This window comes from Clostridium beijerinckii (assembly GCF_018223745.1).
Taxonomy (GTDB): Bacteria; Bacillota; Clostridia; order Clostridiales; family Clostridiaceae; genus Clostridium; species Clostridium beijerinckii.
Genome location: NZ_CP073653.1, coordinates 3,425,155 through 3,443,534, shown reverse-complemented (window position 1 = coordinate 3,443,534; position 18,380 = coordinate 3,425,155). Strand labels below are relative to the sequence as shown.

Sequence of the window (18,380 nt, the reverse complement as noted above, 5' to 3'; positions counted from 1 at the left end):
ATCCCCAGTGAATTCTAATAATTTATTCTTGAATTTTTCTGCTCCCCAGTCAGCTACTAAAAATTTTAAGCGGGCACGAGTACGTTTTTCCCTATATCCATAATCTCTAAAAATAGTACATACACCTTCAGCAACTTTTAGTACATCTTCTGGTTTAACAAATATATCTAGTTTTTGTGCTAAATGAGGGCTTGCTGAAAGTCCTCCTCCAACCCATACGTGGAAACCAATTACGCCTTGATTATCAATTTTTTTGTTGCTGGAGTAAAGGCAAGATCATTAATTTGTGCATGAGCTGCATTATGTATACTAGCTGATATTGATATTTTAAATTTTCTTGGTAGATTAGAAAAATCCTTGTTTAATAAGAAGAAATTATTAACTTGTTCTACAAGTTCAGTTGTATCCATAAGTTCATCTTTATCAATTCCAGCAAGAGGATTTCCAACTATCGTTCTAGGGCAATCGCCACAAGCCTCAAAAGGACTTAGGCCACAAGCTTCTAATCTTTCATAAATAGAAGGTAAATCTTCTACCTGAACCCAGTGAAATTGTATAGCTCCTCTTGTAGAGACGTTTGCAATTCCATGCCCATAATCTTTAGCAATCCCTGCTAAAACTTTTGCTTGCTCTGAAGTCATTATTCCAGAATTAATACGAACTCTCATCATAAAGTATCCCTCTCTTGGCTTTTGTTCGTAAACGCCAGCCCATTTAAATCTATTCATATCTTTAGGCGTTATTGAATCATAACCTTCCTTCGAGTATTTGTCAATTATAGTTTCAATTACATCTAAGCCATCCTTTTCAAGTTTTATAATTTCTACGTCATTTAGTCTTTGATTTTTAGCCCAAATAGCTTGGTAAGACATATAGCTCCCTCCTTATCTTATTGCTCATTTTTAATATATCTATATCCTTTGTTTATTCCATCTCCAAAATATAAAAGGTTATCAAATTTTGAAATATTTAATCTGTTTTCATCATCTAAATATTCCTTTGAAATAATCCTGCCCTTTATAATTCCAAGAATATTAGTAATACCTGCATAGGCATCCTTTTCGATAACATCTGTTAAAGTACATTCTATAGTAATTGGGCATTCTTCAATGATTGGCGCGTTTACAATTTTAGATTTAGAATAAGTTAATTTGGTAGCGTCAAACTTTTGAACTTCATGACCAGATTTAGTTCCGCAAAAGCTAATTTCTTTCCTAAGTGAACTGTCAGGGATATTAATTACAAAATCACGAACTTCTTTAATTTGATTAATTGCATATCCTTTGCTACTAAATCCAAGAACTACCATATCTTTAAGGCTATAGGAAGATGAAAGAGTAGTTACATTTGGAAGCCCATTTTTATCAAAAAAACTTATAAGAATTACAGGAAATCCGTAATACATTTTTTCATAGTTAACATTTATTTTTTCCATTTCTATATTCCTCCTAAAAACTTTGCTTATATAACTTTATAACATAAATGATAATGGTGCCGTGATATAAATCACTTAACTATTAACTAAAGAGGCCATTTTATAACTTTGAATATCTATAGCAACATCAAGACTAACGGATAATAGAACAAGAACAGGCTAACTTCAAGAGATGACTTTTCTGCATTATAAGCTGAAACAGTTGTAACAAAACTTACAACAACTAAATAAGAATATCTTACAACCTATAGATTTACAATTACTGAAAATTTAGTGAAATATGATTTAAATCACATTCTTTTTGAATATTTTAGCTTAAAATTATATTAAGAAACAGAGTTGATCAATTGGTACTAGAAGTTTCTATCTAGCTAAGGGCATGAACGAAGAAGCAGGGTATAAAAATAATACAATATATAATTTAAGAAAAATCGATATATTTGAAAGAATTTAGGAGTGAGCTGAATGAATCTATTTAGAAATAAGAAAATTAAAGATTTGGAAAATAAGCAATCAATGGATGGTGAAAAAACAATAATAAAGGCAAAAATATTACAAGATAATACTAGTAATTTTCTTCAGAAAATGAGTGGATTATTAGCGGGGATTGTAAAACAACATCATAGAGTAGATGATCAACATTATGTTTTAGGAAAGCTTGCTGATGAAGTGAAGGAACATATGAATGCGATTTCTAGTTTGACAGAAAATACTAATGACTTGACAGATAAATTATATCTTGAAGGGAATAATCTTATCGAAATTACAAAAGATACGGTTAATAAATCATATGAAGGTAAAAGTGCTATTGAGGAAATTGTCAAAGTAGTAAGATTTCTAGAAGATGAGAATAGGAATAATACTGAAAATATAAATGAATTGGCAAGACGGTTTAGTAAAGTCAATGAGGTTGTAAAGTTAATAACGAATATAGCCAATCAAACTAATTTACTGGCTTTAAATGCTGCAATAGAAGCAGCAAGGGCTGGAGAACAAGGGAAAGGATTTGCAATAGTTGCGGGTGAAATAAGAAATCTAGCAGAAATGACTAAGCAAAGTACTAAGGATATTTCAGTGTTAATTGGTAATATAGAAGATGAAACAAATATTGTTATAAATAATTCAGATAAATCTAAAGAAGTTATTGCTAAAGGGGTTAATGCATCAGTGAATGCGGCAGAAAAGATAGAAGAAAGCTTATCTTCTATAGGAAAAGTTGAGCAGGAAGTAAGGAAAGTAATAGAAATTTTAACAAATCAAAAACAACATATCGAAAATATGAGTAAAGAAATAATAAATGTGGATGAAATTTTAAGAGTAACATCAAAAACTATAACAAATCACATAGAAGAGGCAAGTATTGTAGATAGGCAATTAGAAGAAATGAAAATGCAATTAGAATCTTATAGTTAAGAAAGGAATTTCATAGTATTTTTTATATCATTTAGTAACTTCTGAAATTTTATTCTTACTTTATAAGTTATACAAAAACGTAAATTTAATATAATAAGCTAAAGAATAAAAATATATGAACATTATTATACTACTAGACATATTTTATATTATAAAGATTTGCTCTCTAGTAATGAAATATTAAAGCTAAAAGAATATTAGAATAAAATTAATATTAATCAGGAGTGTGAATGTATTATGGCAAATTCATTAGTGTCTCCAAGAAGAATAACTGTTGAGGCAGGCGAAACTTTTTGTGTTAGAATCCGTTCAGTAAGTGAAGGATCCACAGGATATCATTGGGAACTTGTTTATGATATTCCTAATAATATAGAGTTTTTAAGTCAGGAATGGATACCAGATAGTAATGCAATTGGTAGTCCTGGAACAGCTGTATTTAAATTTAAAGCACTTTATTCAGAGAAAGCTTCTCAAAAATTAGTATTTGTTCAGATAGCACCTGATAGTACAATTGCCGATTCACTATCAGTAAGTGTACGTGTTATTCCAAGAAACGCTAATTGTTAATAATACTAGAGGTTATATCATAATAAATTTGATATAGCCTCTTCTTTTTATGTATTATGTTTAGTGTAATTAAAAAAATGAATATTACGTAATAAAATTGACTCATAGTGCGTAGAAAAACGAGTACCTCAAAACAATTAGAAATTATCTTGAGACACCCATGTTAATTTAATATTAATGGAATTTGTTTATAAAATATATTAGCTTAATCCCATACCTTTTCTTTTTGCAATAATATGGGCTTCAATATTTTCAGCTACTTCAATAGGATTATCACCTAAAGCTATTTTACCACCAGTTACATCTTTTGCTTTTTCAGTCAAAAGTTCAACTAATTGAGGAGCACCGGTCATAAAAGGAGTAGGAGATAAATGAGTATAAGTACCATAAGCTAGTGCAAAAATTCCATCTATAGTTGCTTTTTGTTCCATCCATTCTGGAGCAGTAACAGCTATTGGAAGATCGGCTACATCAACATCTAAGTGATCTGCAAGAGCAGTAACTAACATTGAAATTCTTCCAGTATCTGTACAAGTACCAAAGCTTAATACTGGAGGTATTTTTAGCAAGTTACACACTTCTTTTAAACCTTCTCCAGCCATTTCATTTGCGGCTTCAACAGTACATAGTCCAGCTACTTCAAGAGCATGGTTTCCGCATCCGCCACTAACTACTAATATATCGCGTTTTATAAGTTCTTTTGTAAGGTTTATAGTCATAGAATCTTGAGGACCGTTTCTTAGAGTTGAGCAATTTGCAAGAGCTACAACTCCTTTAATTTTTCCAGCAGCTATTACATCTACTAATGGGTCAAGTTTGTTTCCAAGAGCACCTAAAACAGCTTCAGTTGAAAAACCAGCTATAGCTTTTTGAGTTTTCTTTGGAACTAATGGTTCAATTTTTCTTTCTTTTCTCTTTTTAAAGTTTTCAATAGCAAGTTCAATTAATTTATCCGCCATTTTATCAACTTCTGAAGGTTCATAAGGAATCTTATGTTCAATACCAGGTAAATCAATTATAGTACTTACAGATACTAAAGTAACTTGGTATTTTTCAGCGTACATATCTATGGCTGGAGGTGAACAATTTTCTTCCATTGCAAACACGTCAACAGTACCAGTAGCAAGTAATGGCTCTATAGTAAGCCAATTACCCATGTGACCTACAAAAACTTCATCCATTTCAAATCTTTGAAGTAATTCTTGACCTGTTTCTATGGAACCAACTATTCTAAGGCCTTTGGCACCTGCAGCTTTTGCCATGTCTTGAACTTCTTTTGTTCTTGCTTTTAATATTGTTGCAACTCCAGGCCAAGGTTGGTGACCGTTAAATACAACATTTACATAATCTGGGTCCATAATTCCTAAATCCATGTTAACTTCATGTGGAGTAGGAGTTCCAAATAGTATATCTTGAACCATTTCAAGCCCTATTTGAGTATTGTAAATTGTAGCGATTCCAAGTCTAAGAGCTTTCATTGCAAGTGAGACATGACTTCCATCTACGTTTGTAAGACAGCTGGCTACACAGTTTTGTTCTTCGTGTACTGTACCTGCTGGGTATATAGCTAATTTTCTCCATATTTCCTTTCTTTTCTTAGGGGCAAAAGCTTCTACCATAACATTTTTATCTTCTGAATCTATCTTTTGCTGATCTTCAAGCAATACTGCTAAGTCGATTGCCATTTTGTTAACTTCTTGATTTGTATCGATTCCAACTTTTTCACACATCCATTTTAATTTATCTACATCAGTAATTTTAAATGGAGTTTTTCCTTCTCCAGTAGCTTTTAAGGTTCTAAAAGCTTCATAAGCATGATGACTATATGTACCAGCCCCCATTATATTTTTTAGGAGAAAGTTTCTCATAGCCATAGCATTAGGGTCTATTCCGCAGACACCTTTTTCTTGGCCACCTTTTTCGTTAATTCTACAAGGACCATTTGAACAGAGTTGACAGCTTACCCCTTTAAGACAAAACGAACATCTTATCTTTTCTTGAGAAGCATATCTATCAAATACATTTGATAATTTATCAGCTCTTATTCTTTTTACCATCTCCTCTACAGAATCATGATAACTTACTCTTCCGTTAAATCCTTCTAATTCTTCTAGCATTTTTTCACTCACTAAAATTTCACTCCTTCAACTTTCCTATATGAAAGAAAATTAATAGAAATACAAGCATATTATTTTCTTTCATGCGTCTATTAATATCGATATTAACTTTTCCTATTTAGGAATTAATTATGTATATAATTTTTAAGTTTAAGGAGATATATGGCATGTGGAACTAATAGTTGCGATACAGGGAGCAGATGAATTTGTGATAAAGTAAAAGAAGCTAGAAATCTGGCTGATTTTGCTTTGTTTAAAACATAATATTATTTAGGAATTAAGTCTATTTGAATTATAATTCTGGCATTGGAATATATATTTTAAAATCTAAGTGCTACAAGCCCTAAGTATAATATACTAGGAAACTACGTATATTAAGGATTAAATTATACATTTTATAGAAATCATGAAGTGGAATTTAACAAATGGGAGGAATTAGAATGAAGAAACTTAGAGATGGAGTATATTGGGTTGGAGCAACTGATTGGAAAGTAAGACATATTCATGGAAATGAATTATCTACACATAGAGGAAGTACTTATAATTCATATCTTATTAAAGATGAAAAAACTGTTATTATAGATACTGTATGGGAACCTTTAACTGAGATGTTTCTTGAAAATTTGAGAGAGGTAACTGATATATCAAAGATTGATTATGTTGTTATGAACCATGGGGAACCTGATCATTCAGGAGCGTTACCTGCATTAATGGAGCATATTCCTAATGCAACAGTTTTTGTTTCTAAAAAAGGTTTAGAGTCAATACAGAAGCATTATCATAAGGAGTGGAATTTTAAGGTCGTTTCCACAGGGGAGAAGATAAATATAGGTAAAAATAATCTTGTATTTATAGAAGCTCCTATGCTTCACTGGCCTGATAGCATGTTTACATATCTTACTGGAGAAAATATATTGTTTTCTAATGATGCATTTGGACAGCATTATGCATCTTCGAGCATTTTTAATGATGAAGTAGATGAAACAGAAGTTAATCAGGAAGCTCTTAAATATTACGCAAACATACTTACTCCTTTTAGTAAACTGGTTACAAAAAAAATAGACGAACTTAAAAAACTTGGAGTACCTGTAGATATGATAGCTCCAGCTCATGGCATCATTTGGAGAAAAGATCCAATGATGATAGTGGAGAAATATTATGAGTGGGCAGCTGGAAAATCAAATAAAAGTGTAGTGGTTGCATATAATTCAATGTGGGGGGCTACTCATAAAATGGCTGAATTTATAGGCAAAGGCCTAGGAGAAGCAGGGGTAGAATATAAAATATTTAATGTCGCAACTTCAGATAAAAGTGATATATTAGCCGAAGTTTTTAAATCAAAGGGAATAATACTAGGATCATCAACAGTTAATAGTGGAATTTTAACGTCTTTATTACCTCTTATTGAAGACTTAATTGGATTGAAGTTTAATGAGAAAGTAGGTGCAGCTTTTGGAAGCTATGGATGGGGTGGAGAATCAACAGATATTCTTACAAACTATTTAACAAAGGCTAAAATTAAAGTTGTTGAAGATGGATTAAAGTTTAAATATATGCCAAATGATGACGAACTTGAAGAGTGCATAGCCTTTGGAAAGAATTTTGGTCAGAAAGTGTTAGAAGAATTTTAAATATTAATAATAGTTTGATTAAATAGTGGGTGAGACACATATACTAAGCAAATAAATGTTATATTTAATATCAAAAGGATCTTAGGAAAGAAAGGCTGTTTTGTGCCTAATCTCACAAGATCCTTTTGATGTAGATTATAGATGAAAAATATCTACGGCAACTTTGGGCACTTTATTTCTTTTCATGCGCCTTATTTTAAATTGCACTAAACAATAAATCACTAGTATAGGTAACTATTCTATCAATGCTCTTTAGGTTGTCTTCTTTTGATGAAAATCTAATTCTTAGAGGTAATTCTATATCAGTCATACCAGTAGATTTAATTATATCAGAAGTATTTAATGATCTTAAATTAGTTTTATTTAAATAGTCTTGTATAACCTCTATAGCCTCTCCACTCCAGCCATAAGAACCAAATGCTGCGCCTAGCTTGTTTTCTAAATTTAGAGTTTTAAGATTCTTTAGTACCTCTTCCATATTTCCAATCATGTCACCATATTTAGTTGAGCTGCCAAAGAAGATTGCGTCAGCTTCATTAATAGCATTCATTATATTATCCATTGCATCTTTATTTACATCAATAATATTTGAAGTTATATTTTGCTCTTCAAACTTTTCTTTAAAAATGCCTGCAATCTTTTTTGTATTACCTGTCATAGTAGAGTATAGAATAAGTGCTTTTTTATCTAGCTCTGTATTTTTGCTCATATTATCATAAATATCTATAAAGCTTTGGACTTCATCTCTAATAATAAATCCATGAGAAGGAGCTATCATCTTTATATCTAAATCTTTGATTTTTTCAATCATTTCTTGAACATATCTTCTGTGAGGATGCATTATCAATTTATAATAAGTAATAAAGTCTTCCTTTATGTCTACTTGAGCTAAGTCATTGAAGTATTCATAATTGGCTACATGAGTACTGAAAATATCACAAGGAAATAAAATTTTATTATCTTCGCAATAAGTTATCATAGTTTCTTCAGTATGAAGATATGGTGTTTGTATAAATTTAAGAATTTTGCCTCCTATATCTAAAGTATCACCATCACTTACAACCAAAAATTCTCTATTATGAAGCCTGTACATCTCTTTAAGTTCATTTACAGCCGGCTCTGTGCATACAATTACAGCATTTTTTGCTTTGGCTGCTAAGCTTCCAAGGGCACCAGAATGATCAGGTTCTGTATGATTAATTACAATATATTTAATTCTATTAAGTTCAATCTTATTATTTAAGTTTTGTACAAATTCTCTTCCAAAACTCATATCAACAGTATCAATTACTGTAGGCTTTTCTGTCATTAATAAATAACTGTTATAAGTAGTTCCTTTAGTTAAAGTTAACCTATGAAAAGGCACATCTCTATCATCTACTTTACCAACCCAAAATATATTTTTACCTAGCATAATGTTTTGTTCCATAATATAAAACCTCCATAATTTGTGTTTATTTTTATATTTCAATTAGTTTTCTAAGTTGTTGTCTTTCGATGATTTTATTTTATATCCATATCAATTATAAAAATATGATTCAAATCAAAATATTAAGATTAAGTTTTCATGAGTTTTTTATTATAATGATACTAAGGAGAATATTACTTGAGTGGTTTTAGTTAGAATTAAATATACACGGGACACAACTTAAAGTAAGATAGTATTTGTAGATATATCTTATAGATAGGAGGATTTGTTATGAATATTCACTGTGGTAATTGCTGCAATAATTGTAGGGGAGGACTTTGTGCTAGTAAGGTTCCAATATTTGAAAATTTAAATAGAGACGAATTAGTGGAGATTGTAAATAAAATTAATCATAAAGAATTCAGTAAAGGCGATGTTATTTTTACTGAAGGTAATATAGCTAATACACTTTATTTTATAAATGAAGGAAAAATAAAATTATATAAATATACTAAGGATGGTAAGGAACAGATACTACATATACTTTCAGAAGGAGATTTCTTTGGGGAATTAGAACTTATAAAACCATCTAAATATGGATTTAATTCTAAAGCTATAGAGGATGCTAAAATATGTACTCTTACTAAGGAGGAAATGAAAGATATAATGATGAAGAATCCTGAGATTGGAATAAAGGTATTAGAAACAGTAGGAGAGAGATTATCAAAAGTTGAAAATCTTGTTCAGAATTTAGCAACTAACGATGTTGACTCAAGAATGGCTTATTTAATTATAGAGCTTATGGAGAAGTATGGAGAAAATGTTGAAGGTAATATTTCTGTAAAACTACCCATATCAAGGGAAGATATGGCGAGTTATATTGGGGTGACGAGGGAGACCATAAGCAGGAAATTAAAGAAATTAGAAGATGAAAATCTAATAAAAATAATAGGAACAAAAACAATAATCATTATAGATGAAGAAGGCTTGAAGAACTATATATAAAATAAATATTCATTATTGCTTATTAATGTAATAATGAATATTTATTTTTATATAGATATCAAACTTGCGTATATCAGATTTTTTCTTGATTTGATTTCAATCACATTTTATTTAAATTAATAAAGTTATACTTATATCAAGAAATAGATAAAAAATAAATTTTTAGGAGAAAAGTGATTGGAGGAAGTTATATGAAAATTGTATATTTTAGTCAAACAGGAAATACAGAAAAAATGGCAAACTTAATTCTAGAAGGAATAGAATCAGAGGGGAAGAAAGCCGAATTAGTTGAAGTATCAAATGCAACACTTGATGATGTTAATAATGAAGAAATACTTATTTTAGGATGCTCAGCTTATGGATCAGAAGAATTAGATGAAAGTGAAATGGAACCTTTTGTTAAATCATTAGAAGGAAGTTTGCAAGGAAAGAAAGTTGCTCTTTTTGGTTCATGGGGATGGGGCAATGGTGAATGGATGACAGAATGGGAAAAGAGAATGGAGTCATATGGTGCTATATTAATAAACGAAGGTTTAACCGTGCAGGAATCTCCTGAAGGTGAAGATGAAGACAAATGCAGAGATTTTGGAAAATTAATAGCAAAATAGGAATAACAAAAACCATGCAATAAGGAGATTTATCTCCCTTATTGCATGGTTTTCAATTTTATACAGTGGCTTTATGCATTTTGCAATAGTTCAAATACTTGTCCAACTTTAAAAGTTTAGCCTAATATTTGTTTTAAATCCTCATCAGGAGTACTGATTGGTTTAAGATCGAAATTATCAACTAAGAAATTTAATACATTAGGAGTTAAGAAAGCAGGTAAGCTTGGCCCGATATACATTCCTTTTACGCCTAATGAAAGTAATGCTAGTAAATCACATACAGCTTTTTGTTCATACCAAGACAATACTATTGATAAAGGTAAATCATTAACTGTACAGTTAAATGCATCAGCTAAAGCTAAAGCTATTCTAACTGCTGAGTATGCATCATTACATTGTCCAACATCAAGCAATCTTGGAAGTCCTGCAACTTCACCAAATTGTAATTTGTTGAAACGATATTTTCCACACGCTAAAGTAAGAATAATACAGTCACTTGGAATTTTTTCAGCAAACTCTGTATAATAATTTCTTCCATAGGCTTTGCACCATCACATCCACCAATTAAGAAGAAGTGCTTAACTTTTCCGTCTTTAACTGCATTAATAATTGTTTCAGCATGACCTAAGGTTGCCTTATGCCCAAAGCCTACTAAAATTTCTTTAACTTCTTCGTCTTCTGTGAAACCACCAAGTTCAAGTGCTTTATTTATTATTTCAGAGAAATCCTTATATCCATTTTCATCTTTTTCAATATGTTTAATACCATCAAATCCAACAACACTTGTTGAGAATATTCTATCTATATAAGAATCTTTTGGTCTCATTAAGCAGTTTGTTGTCATTAAAATACAATAAGATATATTATCAAATTCTTTTTGTTGATTTTGCCATGCACTTCCGAAATTACCCACTAAATGAGGATATTTGTTTAATTCAGGATATCCATGTGAAGGTAACATTTCGCCATGAGTATAAATATTTATTCCTTTACCCTCAGTTTGCTCAAGTAACATTTCTAGATCTCTTAAATCATGTCCAGAAACTACTATGAATGGACCTTTTTTAATATTTACATTAACTTTTGTAGGTGATGGAGAACTATAAGTAGTATTATTAGCAGTATCTAAAACTTCCATAATCTTAACACTCATAGTACCTGTTTCCATTGCAAGTTTAATCAAATCTTCAAGATTTAAACTATCATCAGCTAAAGCTGCTAAAGCCTTAAAATAGAAGTCATTTACTTCATCGCTAGTATATTTTATAAATCTAGCTTGATGAGAATAAGCAGCGATTCCTTTTAAACCATATTTTATAGTTTCTCTAAGAGAACGAATATCTGGATCTAAGTTCTCATCGTACATTATTCCAGCTTTTTCAGCATCTTCAAGTATAGATTCTTTAGAATCACTTAGGTTGTACAACGCTTCAGGAGAGGTGATATTTTCAGATTTAACCTTTGCTCTTAAAGACTCTTTAATTTCTTGAGACTTTTTAAGTTGAATAAGGTGAGCCTTAGGGTCAAAATTAACATTAGTTAATGTCATAAATAAAGAATCTTCAACAAAAGAGGCTACTGATGTGTCAACCTTTTCATTTTTGTTTAAAAGTTCTTTTGTGTAAACACTGATTCCTTTTAATTGATAAATCAATAAATCTTGCATTGCTGCAATTTCAGGTGTTTTACCACACACACCTATTTTAGTACATCCCTTACCCCCAGCAGTTTGTTCACATTGATAACAAAACATTTTTTCTACCATAATAAAAACTCCTCTCATATTTACATAATATAATGCTACGGATATATTATACAATAAATTGGATAAAAATAAAATATAATTTTCATAAAAATGTAAAAATAACCACAATAAATAACGAATTTTTGTCAAAACTTTGATTATAATTTAAAAATTTGTGATGTTTTGCTGATTCTTCTATGAGAAATTCCGAAGTTATTTATTTAAATAATAATACTATCGAAAGGAATTAAATCTTATAAAGTTAAGGATTGGAAATAGAGTATAGCATTTTTAAATTATTATAATCATATACTTTAGCTGTAGAAATGATTGAACGCATTTGCAATCTAAAACCAGTACATAATTTAGCTTATATTAATGATAATTATTATAGAAAATGAAAAGTTCTAATTTTTTAATAAGTTGAAAGAAGTAATAAATTATGGAGGAATTAAATTGACTAGTGGAAAAGTATGTCCACTTACAAAAGCTAAGATTCATACGTCAAAGAGACTTGCAAACGATGTTGTAGGAATGCTAAAAGATAAAAAGTCTAAAAAGATGAATGCTATATGGCTTGAAGTGACAGGATGTTCAGGAAATATAATTTCCTTACTTAATAGTGAAAATCCTGGGCTTTATGATATTTTAACTGACATGTTGAATTTTACTTATAACAACACACTTATGGGATTAGAAGGGCAGCTTGCTTTTGAAAAGTTTTTAGAAACACTAGATACAGAGTTTATATTATTAGTGGATGGGGCAGTTTCAACAAAAGAAAATGGGCGTTATAACATTGTAGCAAATTATAATGGGACAAATATCACAGCATTAGATGCAATACAATTAGCTGGCGGAAAAGCGAAATATGTTGTAGCAGTAGGAACTTGCGCCTCTCATGGGGGAATATCAGCTGCAAAACCAAACCCTTCAGAAAGTAAAAGTGTACAGGAAGTTTTAAATCGTCAAGTTATTAAACTACCAGGTTGTCCTTGCCATCCGGATTGGGTAGTAGGAACTTTGGCACACTTGATTGGTTATGGTGTACCTGAATTAGATAGCGAGGGAAGACCACTACTTTTTTATGGAGTTACAATTCATGATAATTGTACAAGGCGAGGATTTTTTGATCAAGGTATATTTGCACAAAAGTTTGGAGATGAAGGTTGCATGATCAAACTAGGATGTAGAGGGCCTGTTACAAAAACTGATTGCCCAAGGAGAAAATGGAATGGATACGTTAACTGGCCTATTGGAGATAATACAAATTGTATTGGGTGTGCAAATGCACAATTCCCAGATGGAATGGAACCTTTTGTAAAGTATTAGGCACATGAAATAAAATAGTGGACAAGTATACTGATCAATTGTTTTATTTCATGTACCACAAGGAGGAGTTATGGGCAAAACGATAACTATAGATCCGGTAACAAGAATCAGTGGTTTTTTGGAAATAAAAGCAGAAGTAGAAGGGAATACAATTGCTAAAGCAAATGCAAGTGGACTACTCTTTAGGGGATTCGAAAAAATGTTAATAGGAAGATCACCTTTAGATGCTGTATATTTTACAGAGAGAATTTGTGGAATATGCTCTACTGCTCATTCAATGGCTTCTACTTTAGCGTTAGAAGATGCATTAAAAGTAACAGTTAGTTTAAATGATAATTATATTCGAGATATTTTACATGGCTTTGAATTTATACAAAACCATTTAAGACATTTTTATCTTCTGTCTATGCCAAGTTATGTAAAAATATCAAACATAAAATTAATAGAAGAACAACAATATACTGATTATAGACTACCAGATAAAATAAACAAAAAAATAGAAGAGGATTATGTAAAAAGTATTGAACTCAGTAGATTAGCTCATGAAGGATTAGCACTTCTAGGAGGAAAAGCTCCTCATAACCATGGTATTTTTGTAGGTGGAGTTACGGTGAATATAGATGCGTATAAACTAGAAAAAGTAAAAAGTATTATTAGAAAAATAGAATCTTTTGTAAAAAATATAATGAAAGAAGATGTAGAGATAATTTCTAAATATTACTCTGACTATTTTAAAAAAGGACAATCTTATCCATATTTTATGACTTATGGAGTATTTGATAAATATGAAGATTCTGAGATTACTTATGTTAAGTCAGGAGTAATGAAGGATAATGTAAAATATCCTTTGGAACCAGATAAAATCACAGAGCAAATCCATTATTCGTGGTATAAAAAGGACGAAGGGCTGGAAGAAGTAGATTTATCTAAATTAGATGCGTACACTTTTATAAAAGCTCCCCGTTATTTAGGACTTCCTATGGAAGTTGGTCCTTTAGCAAGGTTAATAGTGAGTGGACAATACACAAATGGACATTCATGTATGGATAGAAATATAGCAAGGGTATTGGAAACAGAAAAGATTATAGGAATAATGAATAAGCTTATTGAAAGAGTAGAACTAAGACCTAATAATCAAAAAACTTATAATATTTCAGAAAAAGCTTATGGTGCAGGCTTAACTGATACTACTAGAGGTGCTCTCGGTCATTGGATTGAAATAGATAAAAATGTTATTAATCATTATAATATCATAACACCAACCGTATGGAATTTATCACCTAAGGATGAATCAAATCTTCCTGGAACTATAGAAGAAGCCTTGATTGGAACTAAGTTAAACAATATTAGAGAGCCTATAGAAATCGGTCGTATTGTAAGATCATTTGATCCATGTGTATCTTGTGCAACTCATTTGATTGGATCAGCAGGTGATACAGAAATAGTAGAGGTTTTGGTGTAAAAATATATGCATAGATAAACAAGTTAAAAATCATACTTATGTGATAACTCGCCGGAAGAATGAATACTCTGTTGTTTCGGTTACTGGAGAATACAGCTGTGGATTTCTAATAGCAGAAGTTGCACCCACTGTTGCATGCTCCTGAGGGAAGCTCATGACAAGCAACAGGAACAACTTCTGCTAAAGAAATACCTACAGCGATATTCTCAGATGAAACACTACACAAAAGAGTATTCATTCTTTCTAGTGTGGAATACATTTTAAAGTACAAATTTGGATCGAAATTCGTTTATCTATAGAAAGTGGAGAAATATATATTATGGTAAACTCTAATATTAAAGTGATTGCGATTGGAAATGTTTTAATGAGGGATGATGGTATAGGAATTGAAGTAGCAAAAAAGATAGAAAAGAAGCTTTTAGAAAAGAATATTAAAGTTATTTATGGAGAAACCGATGTTCAATACAGTATTGCCAGTGTAAAAGAAGATGACTATATATTTATTTTAGATGCTGCATATTATGGAAAGAGTCCAGGTGAAATCACTTGTTTTCAGTTAGATGATTTTGTTTCTAAGAAAAAGGGATATTCCCAGCATAGTTATAATTTCTTGGATTTATTAAAACTTTTTTATCCTGGTGCTAAAGGGCAAATTTATGGAATTGAAGTTAATGATGTTGGAATTGGCTTGGGATTGAGCGAAGAATTACAAGATAAATTGGAAGAGATTTCTAAAAAGATTTTAGATGAAATAGAAATAAATATACTTAATTTACAGTCAAAAAATAAATGAAGGGATAGTGAAAAATATGCATGATACTATTTTATTAAGTAAGATTTCAGAAGAATTAAAGAATATATGTGAAACTAATAATATTAATAAAGTTAAAACATTCACTGTTATTGTAAATCACAGAAGTCATGTTAATGAGGAGAATCTTTATGAACATCTTCAGAATTTTAATTCAAAGTTAGTTGGAAAATGGACAAAAGTTAATGTACAGAGGGAAGATATACAGGATCAAACAGCAATTCTTAAAAGCATTCAAGGCGAACAAAATGAAAATTAGAAGTCTATATTGGAAACTCGATATTATCCCAATATATCGTTAGATAGGATCAGGGTGAAAATCAGAACAAGGGTCTGTCACTCTAGTAATGCATTATACAATATATTGAGTTTGCCTTTTTGTATACAAAACAATATATATAATGAAAATTACTTAATGCGATAGCTCATAACATATAAATAGAGAAGGTCTTTAATATATGAGATATATAGTAAAAATTTACGGAATTGTTCAAGGGGTAGGATTCCGTCCATTTGTATATGAAAAGGCAAGGGACTTTAAAATTCGTGGATCTGTTCAAAATATAGGTGGTGCCGTAGTAATTGACTGTTTAGGTGAGAGGGAAAACATAAAACGGTTTATGTTTAATGTTATAAAAAGACCTCCCAGTATTGCAAGAATAGAAAAGGTTCAATGTACGTTAATTAAAAACGATTTAAGTACTACTCCATATTCCAGCGAAAACAAATTTATAATTAAAGAAAACATTGATCAAAAATTTGTTATTAGGGAAAGTACTAAACAAAATAATGAAATGAGATTTGTTTCACCTGATATAGCAGTTTGTGATGAATGTTTAGAAGATATTCGAAGTAAAGGAAACCTTCGTTATAAATATGCTTTCACAAATTGCACTCAGTGTGGACCTAGGTATTCAATTATCAAGGCTTTGCCATATGACAGACAGAATACTACTATGAAAGAATTTTATATGTGCGAGGAATGTAAAGACGAATATGAAAATCCACTCAGTAGGAGATTTCACGCGCAACCAAATTGCTGTGAAAATTGTGGACCTAAACTCTTTTTAACAAATAATCATGGAGAACAAATTAAGTGTGAAGATCCTATTAAAGAAACTATTTCACTTATTGAGGAAGGAAAAATATTGGCGATTAAGGGAATCGGAGGATTTCATCTGGTTTGTGATGGAAGAAATGAGCAAGCTATTAATTTGCTTAGAAGTAGAAAACAAAGGAAAGATAAACCATTAGCTTTGATGGCAAAGGATATTGGAATTGTTAAAGAGATTTGCTATATATCTGATAAAGAAGAGGAAGTAATAAGCAGTAATAAGAGACCTATTGTAATTTTAAAGAAGAAATATCCTTTTGTATTACCAGAGGCTATAGCACCAAAGCAAAATAGTTTAGGAGTAATGCTTCCGTATACTCCCCTTCATTATCTATTATTTAATGAAAAGTTAGATCTTTTAGTTATGACTAGTGGAAATATAAGCAGCATGCCAATGGAATATAAAAATGAAGAAGCACTAAAACATTTAAATACAGTGGCAGATTATTTTCTGATGAATGACAGGGAGATTTACGTCCAAGTTGATGATTCTGTTGTAAAAGTCATAGGGGAAGTAGAAAAGGTTATTCGTGGTGCAAGAGGATATAGGCCTTATTCATTAAAAACAGGAGTTGAAAATGATATTATAGCAGTTGGAGGGCAGCAGAAAAGTACTATTTGTGTTTCTAAAAATGGATACGCATATTTAAGTCAGTATTTAGGTGATTTAGGAGAATTTAATTGTTATAAGAATTTTAAATATGTACTAAAACATTTTTGCAATTTATTTGATATTAATGAAGAAGTATTGGCATGCGATATGCATCCAGCATACTCAAGTACTAAATATGCAAAGGAAAAGAAAATGAGAAAAATAGAAGTACAGCATCATCATGCTCATATGGTTAGCTGCATGGCTGAACATTCTATTTATGATTCTGTAATTGGAATTATATTTGATGGTACTGGATTTGGACTTGATGGATCAATATGGGGTGGCGAATTTTTGGTTGGAAATCGAAGAGTATTTAAAAGAGCAGGGCAATTGAAATATGTGAATCTCCAAGGAGGAGAACAAGCTATAAAAGAACCTTGGAGATGTGCTTCAAGTTATTTATATGCTTTGGGTTATGATCCAGAAAAAATAATTCAAGGAGTAGATAATGAAAAAATTGAAGTAGTTAAACAAGCTTTAGATTCAAAAATAAATTGTTTTTTATCTTCAAGTGTTGGAAGATTGTTTGATGCAGTAGCAGCCTTATGTGGAATCAGAAATAGTATATCTTATGACGGACAGGCAGCAATAGAATTAGAAAATATTATTGATTATAAAATTAAAGAAAGTTATTTATGTGATATCAACGAGGAAAATAGTATTTTTAATATTCAATATAAAAGCATTATTGAAGGAATCTTGGGGGATATTCAGAAAAAAGAATTGATTTCTAAGATATCGTCTAAATTTCACAACTCACTTATTAAAGCTTCATGTGATTTAGTTTGTAAGCTTAGAGAAAAGGAGCATATAGATAAAGTTGTTCTTAGTGGTGGTGTTTTTGAAAACCATTATCTTTTAAAAGGAATATATATAAATCTGATTAAGCAAGGATTTAAAGTGTTTTATAATGAACAAATCCCAACTAATGATGAGGGAATTTCTTTTGGCCAGCTCCATGTGGCAAATGCAATTATTGAAAAGAAATAATATATTTAAATTTGTTATGTATATTTTTCATAAGACTAAGAAGCAAAGTGAATTCATATTGTATTTACTAAGTTAATCTACTAATGCT

At 30.6% G+C, this 18,380-nt stretch carries 15 protein-coding genes and 2 pseudogenes; 10 read left to right on the top strand and 7 right to left on the bottom strand.

The genetic code is table 11. The annotated features are described in order from the left end of the window. Positions 1–75: 75 nt before the first annotated feature. The 3 genes and pseudogenes from KEC93_RS26835 to KEC93_RS15455 all read right to left on the bottom strand — a co-directional run. Positions 76–231, bottom strand: a pseudogene (locus KEC93_RS26835) (hypothetical protein); the annotation flags it as partial. Further along, entirely contained in the window at positions 231–872 is a 642-nt protein-coding gene (locus KEC93_RS26830) for a ferredoxin-like domain-containing protein (protein WP_241426542.1), read from the bottom strand. The pseudogene KEC93_RS26835 and the gene KEC93_RS26830, both read right to left, overlap by 1 nt. A 17-nt stretch (positions 873–889) precedes the next feature. Next, the gene (locus KEC93_RS15455; protein WP_077867753.1) at positions 890–1,435 is read right to left on the bottom strand and encodes a flavin reductase family protein; all 546 of its coding nucleotides are present in this window, start codon (positions 1,433–1,435) and stop codon (positions 890–892) included. A gap of 465 nt (positions 1,436–1,900) precedes the next feature. Here KEC93_RS15455 and KEC93_RS15450 point away from each other — a divergent pair, with 465 nt between their 5' ends. Both KEC93_RS15450 and KEC93_RS15445 read left to right on the top strand, forming a co-directional pair. Further along, the gene (locus KEC93_RS15450) at positions 1,901–2,848 is read left to right on the top strand and encodes a methyl-accepting chemotaxis protein (RefSeq protein ID WP_077867752.1); all 948 of its coding nucleotides are present in this window, start codon (positions 1,901–1,903) and stop codon (positions 2,846–2,848) included. A 237-nt stretch (positions 2,849–3,085) separates the two neighbouring features. After that, on the top strand, positions 3,086–3,415 hold the full coding sequence (locus KEC93_RS15445) for a protease inhibitor I42 family protein (RefSeq protein ID WP_017209212.1): 330 nt from the start codon (positions 3,086–3,088) through the stop codon (positions 3,413–3,415). A gap of 200 nt (positions 3,416–3,615) precedes the next feature. Here KEC93_RS15445 and cooS read toward each other — a convergent pair whose 3' ends face one another. Continuing rightward, the gene (gene cooS, locus KEC93_RS15440; protein ID WP_039773342.1) at positions 3,616–5,544 is read right to left on the bottom strand and encodes an anaerobic carbon-monoxide dehydrogenase catalytic subunit; all 1,929 of its coding nucleotides are present in this window, start codon (positions 5,542–5,544) and stop codon (positions 3,616–3,618) included. Positions 5,545–5,972: 428 nt separating this feature from the next. Between cooS and KEC93_RS15435 the strand changes: the two genes are divergently transcribed. Then, positions 5,973–7,163: an oxygen-binding di-iron domain-containing protein gene (locus KEC93_RS15435; RefSeq protein WP_023975465.1), complete on the top strand. Its 1,191-nt coding sequence runs from the start codon at positions 5,973–5,975 to the stop codon at positions 7,161–7,163. Positions 7,164–7,359: 196 nt separating this feature from the next. On the opposite strand, the gene KEC93_RS15430 is transcribed toward KEC93_RS15435, so the two are convergent. Beyond that, the gene (locus tag KEC93_RS15430) at positions 7,360–8,592 is read right to left on the bottom strand and encodes an FprA family A-type flavoprotein (RefSeq protein ID WP_039771534.1); all 1,233 of its coding nucleotides are present in this window, start codon (positions 8,590–8,592) and stop codon (positions 7,360–7,362) included. A 270-nt stretch (positions 8,593–8,862) separates the two neighbouring features. On the opposite strand from KEC93_RS15430, the gene KEC93_RS15425 reads away from it, so the two are divergent. Both KEC93_RS15425 and KEC93_RS15420 read left to right on the top strand, forming a co-directional pair. Next, positions 8,863–9,576 (top strand): Crp/Fnr family transcriptional regulator, encoded by a 714-nt coding sequence (locus KEC93_RS15425; protein ID WP_039771532.1) that lies wholly within the window; start codon positions 8,863–8,865, stop codon positions 9,574–9,576. A gap of 191 nt (positions 9,577–9,767) precedes the next feature. Then, positions 9,768–10,184: a flavodoxin gene (locus tag KEC93_RS15420; protein ID WP_111944691.1), complete on the top strand. Its 417-nt coding sequence runs from the start codon at positions 9,768–9,770 to the stop codon at positions 10,182–10,184. Between the two features lie 116 nt (positions 10,185–10,300). On the opposite strand, the pseudogene hcp reads toward KEC93_RS15420, so the two are convergent. Continuing rightward, a pseudogene (hcp, locus tag KEC93_RS15415) lies at positions 10,301–11,949 on the bottom strand (hydroxylamine reductase). Between the two features lie 435 nt (positions 11,950–12,384). Here hcp and KEC93_RS15410 point away from each other — a divergent pair. Further along, positions 12,385–13,260 (top strand): hydrogenase small subunit, encoded by an 876-nt coding sequence (locus tag KEC93_RS15410; protein WP_077868179.1) that lies wholly within the window; start codon positions 12,385–12,387, stop codon positions 13,258–13,260. A gap of 70 nt (positions 13,261–13,330) precedes the next feature. Beyond that, positions 13,331–14,722, top strand: coding sequence for a nickel-dependent hydrogenase large subunit (locus KEC93_RS15405; protein WP_077868180.1), 1,392 nt, complete (start codon positions 13,331–13,333; stop codon positions 14,720–14,722). Positions 14,723–14,828: 106 nt separating this feature from the next. Here the strand turns inward: KEC93_RS15405 and KEC93_RS26725 are convergent, their stop codons facing one another. Further along, complete coding sequence (locus KEC93_RS26725; RefSeq protein WP_276517137.1) at positions 14,829–14,960, bottom strand: hypothetical protein; 132 nt, start codon at positions 14,958–14,960, stop codon at positions 14,829–14,831. An 81-nt stretch (positions 14,961–15,041) separates the two neighbouring features. On the opposite strand from KEC93_RS26725, the gene KEC93_RS15400 reads away from it, so the two are divergent. The 3 genes from KEC93_RS15400 (at position 15,042) to hypF (ending at position 18,292) form a co-directional block, all read left to right on the top strand. Beyond that, positions 15,042–15,515, top strand: coding sequence for a hydrogenase maturation protease (locus KEC93_RS15400; RefSeq protein WP_023975575.1), 474 nt, complete (start codon positions 15,042–15,044; stop codon positions 15,513–15,515). Between the two features lie 16 nt (positions 15,516–15,531). Beyond that, positions 15,532–15,792, top strand: coding sequence for a hypothetical protein (locus KEC93_RS15395; protein ID WP_039771525.1), 261 nt, complete (start codon positions 15,532–15,534; stop codon positions 15,790–15,792). 199 nt (positions 15,793–15,991) lie between these two features. After that, positions 15,992–18,292 (top strand): carbamoyltransferase HypF, encoded by a 2,301-nt coding sequence (hypF, locus tag KEC93_RS15390; protein ID WP_077868181.1) that lies wholly within the window; start codon positions 15,992–15,994, stop codon positions 18,290–18,292. Positions 18,293–18,380 lie beyond the last annotated feature (88 nt).